This window comes from Rhizobium rhizoryzae, assembly GCF_011046895.1.
GTDB lineage: Bacteria > Pseudomonadota > Alphaproteobacteria > Rhizobiales > Rhizobiaceae > Neorhizobium > Neorhizobium rhizoryzae.
The window spans coordinates 477889-494993 of sequence record NZ_CP049249.1 but is presented as its reverse complement, the minus strand read 5'-3'; the positions used below and the strand labels follow the sequence as shown (position 1 = coordinate 494993).

At 58.7% G+C, this 17105-nt stretch carries 18 protein-coding genes; 12 read left to right on the top strand and 6 right to left on the bottom strand.

All coding sequences use genetic code 11. The annotated features are described in order from the left end of the window. The 8 genes from G6N80_RS03060 (at nt 1) to G6N80_RS03025 (ending at nt 6116) form a co-directional block, all read left to right on the top strand. Nucleotides 1-1008 (top strand): branched-chain amino acid ABC transporter permease, encoded by a 1008-nt coding sequence (locus G6N80_RS03060; RefSeq protein ID WP_165131189.1) that lies wholly within the window; start codon nt 1-3, stop codon nt 1006-1008. After that, nucleotides 995-1741, top strand: a complete 747-nt coding sequence (locus tag G6N80_RS03055; protein WP_062556581.1) for an ABC transporter ATP-binding protein — start codon at nt 995-997, stop codon at nt 1739-1741. Before G6N80_RS03060 ends, G6N80_RS03055 begins: the two co-directional genes overlap by 14 nt. After that, nucleotides 1734-2441: an ABC transporter ATP-binding protein gene (locus G6N80_RS03050; RefSeq protein WP_165131187.1), complete on the top strand. Its 708-nt coding sequence runs from the start codon at nt 1734-1736 to the stop codon at nt 2439-2441. Before G6N80_RS03055 ends, G6N80_RS03050 begins: the two co-directional genes overlap by 8 nt. Nucleotides 2442-2462: 21 nt before the next feature. Further along, nucleotides 2463-3686, top strand: a complete 1224-nt coding sequence (locus tag G6N80_RS03045; RefSeq protein ID WP_165131185.1) for a cytochrome P450 — start codon at nt 2463-2465, stop codon at nt 3684-3686. A 79-nt stretch (nt 3687-3765) separates the two neighbouring features. Beyond that, on the top strand, nt 3766-4017 hold the full coding sequence (locus G6N80_RS03040; protein ID WP_343048688.1) for a 2Fe-2S iron-sulfur cluster-binding protein: 252 nt from the start codon (nt 3766-3768) through the stop codon (nt 4015-4017). After that, nucleotides 4014-5249: an NAD(P)/FAD-dependent oxidoreductase gene (locus G6N80_RS03035; protein ID WP_062556585.1), complete on the top strand. Its 1236-nt coding sequence runs from the start codon at nt 4014-4016 to the stop codon at nt 5247-5249. The genes G6N80_RS03040 and G6N80_RS03035 overlap by 4 nt, the downstream gene beginning before the upstream one ends. Further along, nucleotides 5249-5785 (top strand): MarR family winged helix-turn-helix transcriptional regulator, encoded by a 537-nt coding sequence (locus G6N80_RS03030; protein WP_062556586.1) that lies wholly within the window; start codon nt 5249-5251, stop codon nt 5783-5785. The genes G6N80_RS03035 and G6N80_RS03030 overlap by 1 nt, the downstream gene beginning before the upstream one ends. 127 nt (nt 5786-5912) lie before the next feature. Further along, on the top strand, nt 5913-6116 hold the full coding sequence (locus G6N80_RS03025) for a cold-shock protein (RefSeq protein WP_062556587.1): 204 nt from the start codon (nt 5913-5915) through the stop codon (nt 6114-6116). 192 nt (nt 6117-6308) lie between these two features. On the opposite strand, the gene G6N80_RS03020 is transcribed toward G6N80_RS03025, so the two are convergent. Together G6N80_RS03020 and G6N80_RS03015 are read right to left on the bottom strand one after the other, a co-directional pair. After that, complete coding sequence (locus G6N80_RS03020; RefSeq protein WP_165131181.1) at nt 6309-8363, bottom strand: 2Fe-2S iron-sulfur cluster-binding protein; 2055 nt, start codon at nt 8361-8363, stop codon at nt 6309-6311. Between the two features lie 80 nt (nt 8364-8443). Next, nucleotides 8444-9055 (bottom strand): glutathione S-transferase family protein, encoded by a 612-nt coding sequence (locus G6N80_RS03015; RefSeq protein WP_062556589.1) that lies wholly within the window; start codon nt 9053-9055, stop codon nt 8444-8446. Nucleotides 9056-9175: 120 nt separating this feature from the next. On the opposite strand from G6N80_RS03015, the gene G6N80_RS03010 reads away from it, so the two are divergent. Next, the gene (locus G6N80_RS03010) at nt 9176-10069 is read left to right on the top strand and encodes a LysR family transcriptional regulator (RefSeq protein ID WP_165131179.1); all 894 of its coding nucleotides are present in this window, start codon (nt 9176-9178) and stop codon (nt 10067-10069) included. 91 nt (nt 10070-10160) lie between these two features. On the opposite strand, the gene G6N80_RS03005 is transcribed toward G6N80_RS03010, so the two are convergent. From G6N80_RS03005 to G6N80_RS02995, 3 genes are all read right to left on the bottom strand, one after another. Then, nucleotides 10161-11216: a hypothetical protein gene (locus G6N80_RS03005; protein ID WP_165131177.1), complete on the bottom strand. Its 1056-nt coding sequence runs from the start codon at nt 11214-11216 to the stop codon at nt 10161-10163. Nucleotides 11217-11234: 18 nt separating this feature from the next. Then, nucleotides 11235-12173 (bottom strand): hypothetical protein, encoded by a 939-nt coding sequence (locus G6N80_RS03000; RefSeq protein ID WP_062556592.1) that lies wholly within the window; start codon nt 12171-12173, stop codon nt 11235-11237. Nucleotides 12174-12237: 64 nt separating this feature from the next. Then, nucleotides 12238-12453, bottom strand: a complete 216-nt coding sequence (locus tag G6N80_RS02995; protein WP_062556593.1) for a hypothetical protein — start codon at nt 12451-12453, stop codon at nt 12238-12240. A gap of 218 nt (nt 12454-12671) precedes the next feature. Here G6N80_RS02995 and G6N80_RS02990 point away from each other — a divergent pair, with 218 nt between their 5' ends. Genes G6N80_RS02990 through asnB form a run of 3 tightly spaced genes read left to right on the top strand, consistent with a single transcriptional unit; the run spans nt 12672 to nt 16431 of the window. Then, nucleotides 12672-13718: a TauD/TfdA family dioxygenase gene (locus tag G6N80_RS02990; RefSeq protein WP_165131175.1), complete on the top strand. Its 1047-nt coding sequence runs from the start codon at nt 12672-12674 to the stop codon at nt 13716-13718. Between the two features lie 19 nt (nt 13719-13737). Further along, entirely contained in the window at nt 13738-14451 is a 714-nt protein-coding gene (locus tag G6N80_RS02985; protein WP_062556595.1) for a phosphocholine cytidylyltransferase family protein, read from the top strand. A gap of 3 nt (nt 14452-14454) precedes the next feature. After that, nucleotides 14455-16431, top strand: coding sequence for an asparagine synthase (glutamine-hydrolyzing) (gene asnB, locus G6N80_RS02980; protein WP_165131173.1), 1977 nt, complete (start codon nt 14455-14457; stop codon nt 16429-16431). Here the strand turns inward: asnB and G6N80_RS02975 are convergent. Beyond that, a complete protein-coding gene (locus G6N80_RS02975; protein ID WP_165131171.1) occupies nt 16388-17044 on the bottom strand; it encodes a nucleoside/nucleotide kinase family protein in 657 nt (218 codons plus the stop codon). The genes asnB and G6N80_RS02975 overlap by 44 nt on opposite strands. Nucleotides 17045-17105 lie beyond the last annotated feature (61 nt).

Genomic DNA, 17105 nt, shown 5'->3' with positions numbered 1-17105 from the left:
ATGACCTCTGATCTCCAATCCCCAGATCAAATCCGTTCCTGGACGACTGCAGTCCGGGTGCCATTGTTGCCCGAGGCAGCCATGCTGACCTGTGCTGTGGCCGCCTTCTATGCCTTCCCCTACGACCTCGCCCTCATTACCCGCTTCCTTGTGATGATCCTGTTCGTGCTGTCGCTCGATCTCGTCCTCGGCTATGCGGGCATCGCGACCCTTGGTCACGCGGCTCTCTATGGCACCGGTGCTTATGCCGCCGGACTGTTCGCCGTGCATGTCTCAGGTGACCCTCTTACCGGTCTTGCGGTGGGGGCCATTGCAGGGGCCGTGCTCGCCTTCGTCTCCGGCCTGCTTCTGATGCGCTCACACGGACTGACGCTGCTGATGCTCTCGATTGCGGTGACCTTAATCTGTCAAGAGATCGCCAACCAAGCGCGCGATCTCACCGGTGGTGCCGACGGCCTGCGTGGCATTCGCATGGAGCCAGTGCTCGGCATGTTCAAGTTCGACTTCATCGGTCGCACAGGCTACTGGTATGCTCTGGCGGTTGTCGTTGTCTGCTACGCCGTTCTCAAGATCGTGACGCTGTCGCCACTCGGACTTTCGGTCCGAGGTATCAAGGACAGCGCCGCCCGCATGGTTGCCATCGGCAGCCCGGTATATTGGCGGCTCGTGACCGTCTATACCATCGGTGGTGCCATCGCAGGCGTCGCGGGCGCACTCGCGGCACAAGTGACGCAGCTTGTCAGTCTTGAAGTATACGCCTTCAACCTGTCGGCCGAAGCCCTCATCATGCTGATCCTGGGCGGGACCGGGCGTTTGTATGGCGCGGTGATCGGTGTCCTGATCTTCATGACGGTTCACCATGTCGCCGCGGCCGTCGATCCATTCAACTGGCTCTTTATCATCGGGGCACTGATCCTCGGCGTCGTATTCTTCGTGCCGTCAGGGGTGCTTGGCATCCCCAAAGCCATCTCAGACCTGTTTCGGAGGCGCGACAATGCAAGGTCTTGAAGTCCGTGGGCTCAGAAAAACCTTTGGCGGTCTGACAGTGGCCGAGGGCATAGACTTCGATCTGCCTCCGGGAGCGCGAAAGGCCTTGATCGGACCGAATGGTGCCGGAAAGACAACCTTTGCCAATCTGGTGACGGGCAAGCTCTCGCCCAGTGGCGGCACCATCCGCTTCGACGGTCAGGATATAGGGAAGCTTGGTGAAGCGGCACGGGTCAAGCGTGGCATCGCCAAGACCTTCCAGATCACGACGCTCTTCAAGACAATGACGGTGCGCGAGAACATCCGCCTCCCCATCCTTGAACGGTTAGGCCGCGGCGGGCAGTTGTTAGGACGTGCAGCAAGCTCCAAGACCGTTGAAGCGGAGGTCGACGCTCTGCTCGAGCAGTTCGCTCTCGTGTCTCTGGCAGACAAGCCAGTGGAATCGCTTGCTTATGGGCAGCAGCGGTTGATCGAGTTGGCGCTGACGCTTGCGCTCAAGCCCCGAGTGGTGCTTCTCGACGAGCCAGCCGCAGGTGTTCCTTCCAGCGAGAGTCATCTCATCGTCGAAGCCCTCGAGAAGCTGCCGACCGAACTGGCGGTACTGATCATCGAGCACGATATGGATCTGGTGTTTCGGGTGGCCCGTTCGATCGTGGTTCTCGTCAGCGGCCGTATCCTCACCGAAGGTACGCCACAGGAGATCAGCAAGGATCCCAAGGTCCGTGAGCTTTACCTCGGAGGCGCGCATGACTGAGGCTGCACTATCCCTCAACAATGTCACCGCAGGCTATGGACAGACGCACATCCTGCAAGATGTCACGCTGACGATAAACCGCGGCGACCGCGTCGCGATGATCGGGCGCAACGGAGCCGGCAAGACGACGCTGCTTGCGACCGTCATGGGTCTGACACGGCTCCATAGAGGCACGATCAAACTGCACAGCCAGGACATATCAAATCTTCGCCCTCATCAGCGGTCGATGCTTGCCCTTGGCCTGGTATCCCAAACCCGCGACATCTTCCCCTCGCTCACGGTGGAGGAAAATCTCACGTCGGTGATGCGTGGCGATGCCTCTCTGGATGAAGCCTATGCTCTGTTCCCGAGGCTGAAGGAGCGGCGCAAGAACGGCGGCACGCAGCTTTCGGGTGGCGAGCAGCAGATGCTTGCAATTGCGCGGACCCTGATGACGGAACCGCAGATCGTTCTTCTCGACGAGCCGCTCGAAGGTCTTGCCCCGGTTATCTGCGAGCAGTTGATGCAGGCATTTGAAGCGCTGGCGGCTGACGGAAAAAGGACAGTGTTGCTGGTCGAGCAGCACGCGGCGGCGGCTCTGCAATTTGCAAACCGCGCCGTCGTCATCACCAATGGGTCCATCGTCTACGACGGTGGGGCCGACGCTCTCAAACAACAACCGGAGCTGCTGGAGCGCCATATCGGCGTTGCTCAAGCCTGACCTGAGGAGGAGGTAAAATCCATGAACATGATTGAAGGCCATATGGCGTTCGAGCCATCCTCCGACATCCCTGTGTGGAATGTGGATCCATACGCGGAAGAAGTGCTTCTCGATCCGGCTTCCTACTATGCAGAACTGCGGGCGCGAGGACCGCTCGTCTATATCCCGAAGTGGTCCGTTCTGGCTTCAGGCCGATACGAGGAGACACGCGAGATATTCTCCGATCACAACAGGTTTGTTTCCTCTCGCGGCGTTGGTCTCAACGATTTCAAGTATGGCAAGCCCTGGAGACCACCTTCCATCATCCTTGAAGTGGACCCACCGGATCACACGAAGACACGCAAGGTGATGGCGCGGGCACTGTCGCCGAAGGCGATAGCCGGATTGAAGGAGCAGTTTAGACAGACTGCAGAGGCGATCCTCGACCAGTTGATCATGCGAGAGAGCTTCGAAGCCGTCGCCGAACTCGCTGAAGCTTTTCCGGTGGCTGTTTTCCCGAAAGCAGTCGGAATGGTGGACAGCGATCGCCGCAGGCTCGTCGACTACGGTGCCATGGTATTCAACGCCTTGGGGCCGGACAACAAGTTCCGCAGGAACGCCATGGCGATGGCGCCGGACATCGTGCCCTGGATCACTGCCGCCTGCGCCCGCGACCGCCTGACGAAGGATGGCCTGGGTGCCCTGATCTATGGCGCCGCCGACGATGGCGAAGTCACGGAAGCCGAAGCAGCCATGCTTGTTCGCTCCTTCCTCTCCGCTGGCGTCGACACGACCGTGACGGGGATCGGGAATGCCTTGTGGTGCCTCGCCTCCAATCCCGATGAATACAGGAAACTGAGAGCAGATCCCTCCTTGGCCCGTCCGTGTTTCGAAGAGGTCCTGCGCTTCACCTCCCCCGTCCATACGTTTGCTCGCACCGCCAATCATGACACGCAAGTCGCAGGGCGACATATCGCGGAAGGAACCAAGATCCTCTGCGTTCTAGCTTCGGCAAATCTGGATCCGCAAAAATGGGATGACCCGGAAGTCTTCCGGGTCGAGCGGAAGCCTGTGGGCCACATGGCGTTCGGGGCAGGAATCCATGGATGCGTCGGTCAGAACCTGGCCCGCCTCGAGCTGGAGACTGTCCTGACAGTCCTTGCTGAGAAGGTGGAACGTGTGGAGTTCGCGGGCGAGCCGGTATGGCGACCTAACAATGCCATCCACGCCCTCGACCACATGCCGCTGCGCTTCATCGCACGATAGGATCAACGTGACCTGGATCATCTTTATATCTCACGACGGCAACGAAACTGCTGTCGACGCCGCTGACGGAGACAACGTCATGCGCGCGGCCCTCGCCAACGACGTGGATGGCATTGTCGCCGAATGCGGCGGCTCCATGATGTGCGCCACATGCCACTGTTATGTCGACGAGGCATGGGTGGAGCGAGTGGGCACCCGCGCGGATGGGGAAGAAGACATGCTGGAGAGCGCGGCCTGCGAGGTGAAGCCGACAAGCCGCCTTTCCTGCCAGATCCGTATCCGGCCGGAGCTCGATGGGCTGGTCATCCATCTGCCGGAAAGTCAGACATGAGCGACGGCGTCGTCATTATCGGAACTGGCCAGGGCGGCTTTCAGTTGGCGGCCAGCCTGCGGCAGGAGGGATACCAGTCACCGATCACCATGATCGGAGATGAAGACTGTCTGCCCTACCAGCGTCCGCCTCTTTCCAAGGCGTATCTGAGAGACGGAAGAGTAGAAGCGGTACAGCTTCGTCCTGCAAGCTTCTTCGAGCGAAGCAGGATAGATCTCATTGCACCGGAGCGGGCCGTCGGCATCGATAGGATTGCCAGGACGGTACAAACGTCGACGGGCCGGATGCTGCCGTACGAGCATCTCGTTCTCGCAACTGGCGCACGCAACTTCGTACCTCTCATACCGGGCCTGGAAGCCCCAAACGTCTACAGCCTCAAGACCACGGTGGATGCCGACCGGCTGCGTGATGCTCTCGCCACATTTCGCAAGGTCATCGTCATAGGGGGCGGCTTCATCGGCCTGGAGTTTGCTGCGGTGGCCGTTTCTTCCGGTCACCAGGTCACGGTCATCGAAGCGGCACCACGGCTGATGGCGCGCGTGGTTTCGGAGGCGATGTCACAGACTTTCCGGGAGTTTCATGAAAAGCTCGGAAACGAATTGCTTCTTGGTGCGTCAGTGGTTGAGGTAACAGTAGGTCATGATGGTCTTGCAAGCGGGGTTCGGCTTTCGGATGGCCGCAGCGTCGAGGGGGACATGATCCTGCTCGCCGCAGGCGTCCGCCCCAATACCGAGCTTGCTGAAGAGGCTGGTCTTCAGGTTGCAAACGGTGTCGTCGTAGACAATACCTTGCTGACAGCTGATCCTTCGATTTCGGCACTCGGCGACTGTGCAGCCTTCCCTTGCCCTACATCAGGAGGCATCATCAGGCTTGAATCAGTGCAGGCGGCGACCGACCATGCTCGAACAATCGCCCGGCGGATCATTGGCAAGAGTGTGGTGTATGAGGCTGTCCCTTGGTTCTGGAGCGACCAGGGAAGCCTGAAGCTGCAGATTGCAGGTCTTGGTCAGGCAGCGGACGAGGACATTTCAGTGGTGGGCCCAGACGGGCGACAACTTGTTTTTCGATTCAAGATGGGTAAATTCTTGTCGCTGGAAACAATCAATGCCGCCGGCGAACATATGGCCGCGAGAAAGCTTCTTCGACAGCCAGATGGCGTGTCGCTGGACATTCTAGCAGCTCGAAATTTTGACATCGTCGAATTGGCAAAGGCGCTGAAAGAACCTGCCTGATGGATCAACATGAGACGCGGAAGAAGCGGCCATCCGCTGAACGCGAGGCTGTCTGCCCCGAGGCACGAATTTCCCGCTCCACGACCCTAAGAGACGATGTCGAGATCCTCGACATTACGAATTATATACCCTTCTTCCTCTCGAGCATCAACAATGCCCTCTCCCGAGGTGCGTCTGCTGTCTATCGCGATCGGTTTGGCATTGGTATCACTGAGTGGCGCACCGTCTCCATGCTCGCGATCGAACCCGAAATCACCGCCGCCCGAATCTGCGAAGTTGTCAACCTGGACAAGGCAGCGGCCAGCCGTGCGCTGGCGACCCTTGATGAGATGGGCTACCTGGGATCCGTCACCTCAGAGAAGGACCCCAGAAAGCGCACTTGGTGGCTAAACGACAAAGGTTACGAACTCCACGCGACCATCATCCGCATTGCGCTCGCGCGTGAGGAGGCGTTGATTCAGGGGGTTGACCCGCAGGATCTTGAGGCGGCGATCCGTGCGATGCGGATTATGATGAAGAACGTGAAGACAGTCTGAAACGTCGAGAACATGATCCGCTTCAATGCTCTTGAAGAGAACTGACGTGGCCTTGTGCAGAACTTGTCTTGCTGTGTGACGGCCCAGTCGCTAATGCTTGTCCGCACTTCGATTCAAAGAGGATAAGATGGCAACTGGTACCGTAAAGTTTTTCGCTCAGGACAAGGGCTTCGGCTTCATCACTCCGGACAATGGTGGTCCGGACGTGTTCGTCCACATCTCGGCTGTCGGCTTCGGCGCTTCCCTGACCGATGGTCAGAAGGTGAGCTACGACGTTGGTCAGGATCGCAAGACTGGCAAGTCGAAGGCTGAGAACGTAACCGTTCTCTAAAGTCGACAATCCCTGATCTCGTCAAAACGGCGAGATCAGGGTTGATGCGATGGCTGTGCTCTCGCGATTCTCATTTCCCTTTTCTATTCACTCATCCATAGCGACCAGCTCCAGTTGCCGATAGATCGAATTCTTCTGTCGAGTGGTGTCGACAACGCAGGTCGCTTCTTGCTCCCCTCGGATCAGGCAGCCTCACAGGTCGAGCTGCAAATTCTCGTCTGTTTGGGCAGGCACCGAACAGCAAATCAGCGCCTCATCACCCGCTACGGGGTAGCTGGGCTCTGACGCATATCTCACCCTGCCGCTAACAATCCTGGTCCGGCATTCGCCGCAATTGCCAGCCCGGCAACCATAAGGCGGGCTGAGACCGCTTTGTTCCGCGAGCTCCAGCAATGACCCGTCGCCCGGCTTCCAGAGCGCGTCCCGTCCTGATCGAGTGAACGCAACGGGGGTTGGAGCCAGAGCCGGAGGATTGAGCGGCGGCGGCGATGAGGGAGCAGCATGATCGCGCTTCAGGCCAGAGGGGCCGAACGCCTCCGCATGGATACGGTCGTCGGCAACGTTTAGACGACGCAGTCCGTCATACATCGACTGCATGAAGGATGCCGGTCCACAGAGGTAGAAATCATAGTCGCCAAATGGCAGATGCGCCTTCAGGAGCGCCATGTCGATACGACCGGCTGCATCGAAAAGGCCGTCATCTGCGGCCTCGGGGGTTCCGAGCACTCTGATATCCCGAAGCGTCCCCTCGCTGCGAGCCACCAGTTCACCAATTTCGCGATCAAAGGCTCTCTCTTTGAAAGTGCGTGACGACCGGAACAACCAGACGGGCCGACGATAGCGTGTTCTATCGCCGGTGTGCACGAGATGGTGAAGCATAGACAGCAAGGGCGTGATGCCGATGCCGGCGGCTAGCAGAACCGCCGGACGGCTGCGTTCCATGGCGTCGATGGTGAACGATCCCACTGGCGCCAGCGCCTCGATCTCGTCGCCTTCCTGCATTGCGTGCAAGAGGGTGGAGGCCCTTCCCTCACGCTTCACGCTCAGCCTGTAGACGCCATCCGATGGGGCGCTGGAGATCGTATAGCTGCGACGGAGCGTCGAGGTATCGTCCTGAATGCGGATCGGCAGATGCTGACCTGCAAGGTGCGGGATAACGGCCTCGCCATCGACCGGCACGAGGTGCAACGAACGGATCGTCGAGCTTTCAAGGATGGCCCGTTCCACGCGAAAGCGCCTCCATGTCCTGGCCTTTTCGGCAACCCTCAAGCGGCTTTCGGCTTTACTCCATTCCCCGGTCATTAGGCTGCTTGGTGACACGCCGCCTTCCAGAAGCCCCCACCGCAGCGGCAATGCATCCTTGCGCAGAACCACCTTTTCCGGCTGGACGCGCCAGAGACGTTCTGCGCCGTCAAAGGCAGCGATTTCGGGCGAATCCAGTATGACTTGGACCCTGCCGGTCATCTGCAACATGTCACCCGTCTCATGATCCACGAACAGCAGCCCGGCACGCGGGTTGATGACGAAATTGCCGAGCGTGTTGAAGAACAGGTTGCCATTGAAATCCGGCACGGTCAGTCCGCCATCGGCATCAATGCGGACAAAACCTGGCCGACCACCGCGATGGGAGACATCCACTTGCCGCTCTTCGCTGGTTCGATTCACGTAAGAGGCGACGAAAAAGGTGTCGGCAGCCTCGATGATACGCCGTGCATCTGCGTCTAGCCGGTCTGAAACCAGCACTTCCGAGAGCCTGGGTTCTGCAGGATCGCGCACAAAGTTGAACTGCCTGTTTTGGATGTAGCGCGGACAATTTCCGAAGCTCTGCCCGACGGATACGGAGAAATGGTCGGCACCCTTGCGGACAACGGTACCGTTCAGCCGGTTGCGGCGGCGCGTGAGGAGGTCGACGCCCACCAGACCGATTGCATCACCGTCGTTCAGTCCGGCTTCTGCCGGGTCGTCAGGATCGCTGGCGGCATCGATATTCAGCGTCAGCGGATCGGGCGAATGCAGGAAGCCCGGCGGGCCGGAGCGGATCGTGGCCCAGGGCATGCCGTCGCGATCAACGGAGCCAATGACAATGAAGGGCAGCAGCTCGTAGAACTCACGGTGCTGGTCGAGCAGGAATGTCCGCAAGACCTTCCGCCCGACAGGATCCATCTGGTCGACCACGCCCGCTTGGCGCTGCAACTGCAGTTCTCCGGCATGCCATGGCGATGAGGGTGAGACGTTTTCAGCAGGCATCAAAACCTCCTATGAGAAGTAGCGGCCGGGGCAAAAGCCCCGACCCCGAGCCCAATTGAGAGCGCGATTGCGAGATTGTTTCAGGCGGCGAGGCCGACGGGCGTCTTCGGAAGTGCCACAAAACCGGGCAAAGCCTCGATCCGCGCCAACCACTGGCGAACCTGCGGGTGCGGCGTCAGATCGACGTTACCTTCCGGCGCGCCTGCGATGTAGCTATAGAGCGCGACATCCGCGATGGTCGGCGTTTCGCCGATGATGAAGGGATGTTTTCCAAGTTCCGCATCAATGAGGGAAAGAATGCGGTGTGCGCGTGCAATCACTTCATCGGCCCGGAAATCCGCCCCGAAAACCGTGATCAGGCGAGCAGCGCACGGGCCATAGGCAATTTCTCCGGCCGCCACCGAAAGCCACTTCTGGATTTTCGCAATCGAAGCCAGATCATCCGGCAACCAATCCTTGGCGCCCAGCTTCGTGGCGACATAGACGAGGATTGCATTGGAATCGTTGACGACGACATCTCCATCTTCCAGCACAGGCACCTGACCGAACGGGTTAAGCTTCAGGAATTCAGGCGTCTTGTGCGCGCCATTTGCCAGATCGACGTCGATGATCTCGGCTTTCGCATTCAGGAGAGAAAGGAAAAGGCGGGCGCGGTGGGCGTGTCCCGAAAGAGGAAAGTGGTAGAGTTTCATGGTTGGCTCCCTTGGCGTCCGGATACCATCATCCGGGGATGGGAGAAAAATAGTGGCATCCACATTTTTAGAGTAGAGTGCGATTTCTGTAGTTACCCTCTCGTTTAGTGGAAGGCACATATGGATCGACTGGATGCTATGGCGCTTCTTTTATCTGTTGCGAAACACGGCAGTCTCTCGGCGGCGGCACGCGCCCTGCACACACCTTTGCCGACCGTCAGCCGCAAGATTGCCGAGCTGGAAGCCTATCTCGGCGTTCGCCTGTTCACGCGCACAAGCCGCCGCATCCTGCTGACAGAGGCCGGGGAACAGTATGTTGCTGCGGCGCGCGAGATCCTGGAGCGGGTAGAGGAAGCCGAACGCCGCGCCACCGGGGAATATGCGGCGCCCAAGGGAGACCTGAGCGTGACGGCGCCAATTGTCTTCGGTCGCCTCCATGTGCTGCCCATCATCACGGATTTCCTGAAGAAATTTCCGGACATCAACATTCATCTGACGATGAGTGACCGGATGATCAGTCTTGCCGACGACCACATCGATGTTGCTCTGCGCATCAGCGAGCTTTCGGACAGCAGCCTGATCGCGAGCCGTCTCGGTTCGATCCGCACGACCACCTATGCCAACCCGGATTATCTCGAGCGGCAATCGCGTCCATTGCATCCTGACGACCTCAGGGACCACGATTGCATAGCCTTCAATGGAGTGCTTTCCACTGAGATATGGTCGTTCCGCGACGGCGCTAAAGAGATCACGGTGCCAATCCGGACACGCCTTTCCGTGAATACGGCAGAGGCAGCGGTTGACGCTGCGGCGGCGGGTCTTGGCATAACGCGTGTCATGGCCTATCAGGCAAAGCGGGCGGTTGATCTTGGCTTGCTGGTTCCGGTGCTGGAGCAGTATGAACGTGACGCGTCACCGGTTCATCTCCTCCATAGGTCGGAAGGCCTGATGCCGCTGAAACTCAGAACGTTTCTTGATTTTGCAACACCACGGCTGAGGGCATTGTTGAAATAGAGCGCACGGTTCTCTAGCCATTCCATCGCTAGCGATGGATCCATGATGAAACCGATTTTAAGGGAAGTCTCAGGCCTGGGATGAGGAGAGCTTACTGGCGAACGTCTGTCGAGGTCGCGATCTCCTGCTGCAAGATCAGCGGGAAATGTTCGAACGCGATTTCCAATGCGGTGTCGAACTCGTTCAACCGCGCGATGTACACGCGGTCGGGCAGGATCACGAAGTCGGCATCGAGTTCAAGACTGGGTAAGTGCATCTGAAGCGGATCAATTCCGTGCCTGCGCGATACCGTCTTCTGCCAGGACGTTTCCAGATTGTGCACAAGCCTGCATTCCGCCAGGGCAAACACGGCGCGTCCGAACGCGGTGGTCACGCCGGCATGGGCAAGCGCCGAATGCACATCAATATGCGGAGGGGCATAGTGCTTGCGCCAGATGGTGTCTCGTGCGTCTGACGTCAGGGACCTTGCTACGATCCCGTCTGCCCAATCTGTCGGCAAGCCATGAAGAAGGCGACTTCGCCATTTCGGATTCGGATTGGTGAAGCGAAATGCCGCCAGCAAACCGTCACTGATATGACCCAGCAGATCCTGCGAGGCATAGAGAAGCGAATGCCAGTCCCCTAGACGCTGATAGCCTACCATGTCTACCTGCACGGTTCGCGCCATGTGACGTGCGGTGTGCAACTTCAGACGGGCCACCTGATCGCGATCGGGCAGCAGCCCGCGCGCCGTTTGCTCCTCCTTGCCGCCCGACAGCGGAACGCCCGTGCACAGGCGATGTAGCAGAAGCAGTTCGGCAGTGGTGAACGGAGCAAGCCTGCTGACGTCCCAAGCCTCTGATGCCCAGGCCTCCAGCCGGGCTATAAGCGCCTGCATACGCGAAGCCGAGAGTATCTGCATATCCACGATACAATCGCCGGACACCCAGGAACACTCGGCTTGCGCCCCCTCCTCCACACCGTCATCCTTCGGGAGCAACAGCAAATCCAGATCGGATTTGCTGTTGCCCAGACCTTCTGCCACCGAGCCCACGGCCAGAATGATCTCCTCGCCGTTCGAGTTTGCCAGCAGACGCGCCGCATCGCGTATCGCCGTCTTCGACGTGCGCTTGAACGCCAGATAATTCTCGAATGACATCGAATTCACGGTACGCAAATCTCCGCGTCAATGGCAGGCCGGTGCTGGGGCCGGTGCTTGGGTCGCTCCCTGGGACGGTTCAGCGGACAGATCCGGCAAGGGAGCATCGCTGTAGCTGAAGGGCGAGGCGGACGGCCCAGCGCGACACCATTCACGCTTCGCACAGCATTCAAGACTGCATCCGAAGGAATTGTCGCCCAGTTCCTGTGTGGTTATGAGGTTGAAATCGCGGAATCTTTTTCGAAACAGCGCGCCGACCCGGTTCCCCGGGGTGCGGGCAGCCACCCTGTCGATCAGCATGGCCGTATAGCCAACATGGGCAAGTTCGTCGTCCAGAAGCTGATCCAGCACCTTCAGAGCCTGCGGCAGGTTTTCTTCCGGACAATATGCCTGGATCGCGGTGCGCTGCATCATGTGGTGGATCGTCGTGCGGATCTCGGCGATATTCATTTGCAGATAATCGTCGATGGTCGGCGGGCGAGCATAAGGCGATCCCTCTATCGGATAGAGCTCCTTGTGCATTGAAAAGCCCGGCGACAGCTGCCTCAGTTCCTGGCGAAAGCCAGGTTCGATGGCATCCGGAAAAGCGAGGTCGAGAAGCGCCAGATAATAGAGAGCATGCCTCGATTCATCCACGGCATGCTGCTTGAGGAGGTCACGCTCCTCGCCGTTCTCTGCGAAGGTCGCCAATGACCACAGACGTCGTGCGCCGTCGCCTTCCATCTCGGCATTGGTCAGGATCGATGTCGCCAACCAGCGCGGGTCGAGGGCGGAATTGCGATAGGTGGACGAATAGCCTTCGGTATCGAAGGGTGGCGGCTCATTATCCAGCGCTTCCGCAATTGCCTGCCGATAGAGTGGAAAGGCATCGCTGCCCCCATATTGATGAACCGCAACCTGCGCAATGAACGAGACCCGCTCCTTCTCCCGCTTCAAGTTCAGCAAATCGTTTTTGTTCAATGTCATGCCCGTCCTCCTCTGACCCAAGTGGCCTGTTCGTCGATGCGAACAGGCCTATTGCGGACACCTGTCAGGCGCACTGCGAGACGGGGTCGAAGGGCGAATTCATGGCAACGAAAGCGCGGTCTGCATCGGGAAAGCGCTTTTCGATTTCCTTCAATGTTTCCTTGTCCAGCTCAAGCTTGCCATTGCGAATGCGCCCGGTCAGCAGCAGTCCGGTGCTGGTCTTGCGCAGAACTTCACCGGCACGTGTCACGTCTTCAGCCGAGAGATGATCCTTGTTCATGAAAGCCTCCTTGTTCGAGTTGAGAGCGGGATTCGCTCAGTTGCATTAAAACGGTGCGTCAATTTTTAGTTGTTGTCAATTTGAAAATCGCGTAGAAGGATACTAAGGATAAAGCGCACTCCAATAACGTGTATCGCTCCTGAGCAGCAGGTGTGCACCGACACGACCTATCTACCTAAGTATATGAATTACAGTCTTTTATATCTTGAGAGAGGCCGATGACATCCCTCCCCTTCCCGCATCACCGTGCCCCGTTGGCAGTATTCCGGAAGCTGGATCGGCTCCTGCCCCCACATATTGCCTGGGCGGCAGATCACGGATCAGCTTCATCCCATACCGTGCGCTTCAGCCCCGAGGTTCTGGGAGAATTGCAAGCGAACAGGGCGCTGCTTCAGGAGGAAATTCCGCTTGCAGGCCTTCCTCTGGAGAACAGCGCCTTTCCTCGCCTTTGCGAGGCAGCGGCTATGTTGCAACGGCAGTGTCTGCAAACCGGATCCGGCTTCGTGATCGTGACCGGGCTGGCTGACGTACTAGATCGTCAGATAGAGCTGGAAAACGCTTTCTGGCGTCTCTGCCTCGAACTTGGCAGGCCTGTCGTCCAGAAATCCGGGTTCGTTCGTTTTGGTCGCGTGGAAAATCTTGGCCGGCCTTTGCATGAGAGGCCGCGCTATCATGAAACCGGAACCGGCGGCTCGATCCACACGGATAGCCCCATCATGCCCGCTGTCGCAGACTATGTTGGACTGTTGTGCGTCCGGCCTGCCCTGTCTGGCGGGGACAGCAAGTTCATCAGCGTGGGCAGAATTCACAATATCCTCCTCGAACACGCTCCCGACCTGCTGGATGAATTGTACCAGCCTTTCTTTTTCGACCGGCGCCTGAAGGCCGGCGAGATCTCAACGGACAATCCGGCAACCTTGTACGAGCCAATTTTCTCTTATGATCCAGTGCTTGGAGATCACGGCCTGCGCCTACGGTGGCAGCCCGAATACATATGGCAGGCGCCGCAATTGCCGAACGTGCCGCCGTTGACCGAGAGGCAGCATCTGGCCTTGCATCTCCTGGAGGGCCTGCTGGAAGACCGGACGGGAGAGCTGACGATCAAGGCCGGGATGCAGGCTGGCGATATCCAGCTGCTCAACAATCATGTGATCGCGCACGGACGAACGGCCTTCGAGGATCATGTCCTGACCGATGACCCGACAGCAATCGATCCCGATCGTCGCCGCCTGTTGCGCCGCGTCTGGCTCCACGCACAGGCATAGTACGAGATTGGTTCAGACAATGAAAGCACTGATTTTGGTGGCAGGTCATGGGTCGCGCCTCAAATCCGTGGCGGGAGAGACGCCAAAATCTCTGATCGAGATCAATGGCAAGGCGCTGCTTGATCGCCAGATCGAGACGATGACAGCGCTCGGAGTGAAGCGGATCTGTCTTGCCACCGGCTTTCGGCACGAGGTTTTCGCAAGCCGATACGGCGAACGTGTCGATTTTCGCTACAATCCCTTCTACCGGGACTGCAACAACATCGTCAGCTTTCTGTTTGCCCGTGACTGGATGACGGGCGATGACCTTCTCGTCTGTTATGGCGATCTGATTTATGATCCGGAGCTTTTGGCGGCGGCCATCCAGTCCCCCGCCGATATTGGCTTGGTTGTCGATCGAAGCCGTGTCGAAGAGGGGCATGCCCTAGTCTCATTGAAAGACGCCGCTGTTGCGGCCGTGGGGCCTTCGGTTCCGGCAGAGAGCGCCGATGCACGTTTCGTCGGCATCACGAAACTGTCGGCAGCAGCCGTGTCCCATCTGATGCCTGCGACCGAAGCAGCCCTGCGCGCCGGCAAGTTGCGCGACTACTACCTCGCGGGAATTCAAATCCTCATGGAACAGGGCCACCGCGTGGAGCCAATCGACGTGTCAGGCTTGCGTTGGTCGGAGATCGACCTTCCTGCGGATCTTGCCGCCGCGCGCGCGCTCTGGGGCTCACACCGGGAGAAATGATCCATGTGCGGCATATTTGGAACCGTATCGTCCAGTCCCCTTCAGGAGCCCCGCCCTGTCTTGGAGGCGCTGACCGACCTGATGCAACATCGAGGCCCGGATGGCAGGGGTAGTTTCATAGAACCTCATGCCTTTTTCGGTCACCGCAGGCTGGCCATCATAGACCCTGATGGCGGTCATCAGCCGATGCAATCGCTCTGCGGGCGATACGTCATCACCTACAACGGCGAAATCTACAATTTCGAAGAGGTTCGCGAGCAACTTCGGCAACGGGGTCACAGGTTCAGGACGAACAGCGATACGGAAGTCGTCTTGCAGGCCTTCGTGGAATGGGGGCCTGACAGCGCCAGGAAGCTCAACGGTATTTTCGCCTATGGTGTACTGGATCGGACCGAGCGGCGCTTATGGCTGATCCGGGATCGCCTGGGGGTGAAGCCGCTCTACTATACCCGGATGGGCCAGCAAATCGTCTTCGCGTCCGAGATGAAATCGCTGACCACGCATCCGCGTTTCATCCGTCGGGCAAATCTGTCCGCGGTCTCGAGTTACCTGGCCTTTCGCACCGTTGTTGGCCATAGCACAGTATATGAAGGGATCGAGAGCCTGCCGCCCGGCAGCTGTCTTACCTATCGCAACGGCGAGATCAGCATAGGAACCTACTGGCACCTGCCGCATCCCGTCGCGGGGGAAGACCATGGCGAGGATTATTATCTCGCGCGAGCAGGTGAACTTCTTCGGGCCGCAGTGACGCGGCAGATGATCAGCGATGTGCCGGTCGGGGCCTATCTGAGTGGCGGCGTCGATTCCAGTCTCCTGGTGGCACTGATGCGGGAGGTTACAGGCAAGCCACTCAGGACCTATTCGATCGGCTTCGACGCGGACGGCTATGACGAAAGCGCTTTCGCCAAGATTGCCAGTCGGCATATCGGCACGGATCACAGGCATCTGGTCCTCAGCGCTGACGACTATAGGGACGAACTGGAAACTCAGATCCGGCATCGCGACCAGCCGCTGTCCATTCCGCACGAGGTTGCGCTGAATGTCCTGTCGAAGGATTTGAAACAGGATGTCACGGTGTGCCTGTCAGGGGAAGGCGCCGACGAACTGTTTGGCGGCTATGGCCGCGTGCAGGGTTCACCCTTTGACTTTGCGCGTTTGCGCCTGTTTCACCGGCTGCCGTGTCCCGTCAAATCCTGTCTCGCTTCCCGCGTCCGAGATCCCGACATCAAGGCGCGGCTTGAGATCACACAGGAACTCGACCACTTCTTCCATGTCTACAACTGGTGGAGTTTCGAGGACAAGCAGTCCGTTCTGACGGAGGAGGCAAAGGCCCGGATCGACGGCGATGCCGCCCTGCGCGGGCATTTTGTGGACATGTTTGCGCGTCTCAAGGACTTGAGCCCCTATGATCGAATCCTTCATGTGTTTGAGACGACGCATCTTCCCAATCTGCTCGACCGCCTGGACATGCAGAGCATGGCGGCCTCGGTCGAGGCACGGGTGCCGTTCACCGATCACGAACTGGTCGAATTCATCACCGCCATGCCGATACACTACAAGATCCGCTGGAAATCGCCTCTCAGCATGCTTCGGGCCTGCTTCTACAAGACTGCCGAGTTCAGCGAGAGGTTCGATACGACGAAATATCTGCTGCGCCGGATGGCGGACGCAAAGCTGCCACCCTCGATCTCTCGACGCAAGAAACTCGGATTTCCCGTTCCGCTGGACAATTGGCTGGCGCATTCGATGCATGACTTTGCCGCCGATATTCTGCTCGACGGCCGGACGCGAGAACGCGGGATCTTTAAGACTCAACAAATTGAACGGATGTTACAGTCAACGCGTCAATCAGCCTATGATGGGCACGGCAAGCGCATCTGGATGCTTCTGAACATCGAATTGTGGTTTCGTAACCACATCGACGCACAGTCTCACCTCATTCCGCAGCCTCACCCTGCCGTGCTGGAAGCCGGGAGATGACAAGTGCTGCCGCCTCGGCGGCCAGCTCTTGCGTTGGCCGCAACGCATCGAAGATGTGCCATCCCTGCTCCTCCGCCCAGCGATCAAGACGCTCGACCAGCTTTGTTTGATGCGAAATGAAGCTTTCGCGCTCGCAGGCTGGATCCATTCCGCACTCATAGGGCACCAGATCACCAATCTTGCGCTCGTAGAGTGCGGTGGGTGATGCCTTGAGATAGATGATGAGATCCGGCTTGGGCAGAAGGTGGCCGGCAGAGACGGCCTGTTGTTCCTTCGCGCCATAGGCAATTTCGACGGCCACATGCTTAATCCAGTAACTGTCGTAGATGATCACCTGCGGCGCGTCCGGCTTTGCCATGGTTGATGTGACCGTAAGCGCCATGGACCAGAGATAGAACAGAAGCCGTGCAGGGGCAGACATATCGAGTGCATACTGGCGCAGTTCATCGACATTCGCATGAACGAAGGCCGCCGCCGGTGCCTCGGCACGATCAAGGATGCCGAACCGGTCAAGCCGGCTGGTGGAGATTCCGGAGTTGCGCAAAGCCTGATCGAGCGCCTTGCTCAGCGAGGTTTTTCCGGCTCCGTCCGTTCCTACAATCACCACAAGCATGGTGCCGCTCCTCCCTGATCTGTTCCTTGGGTCGTGGCTCGCAATTTCCGCGACATAAACG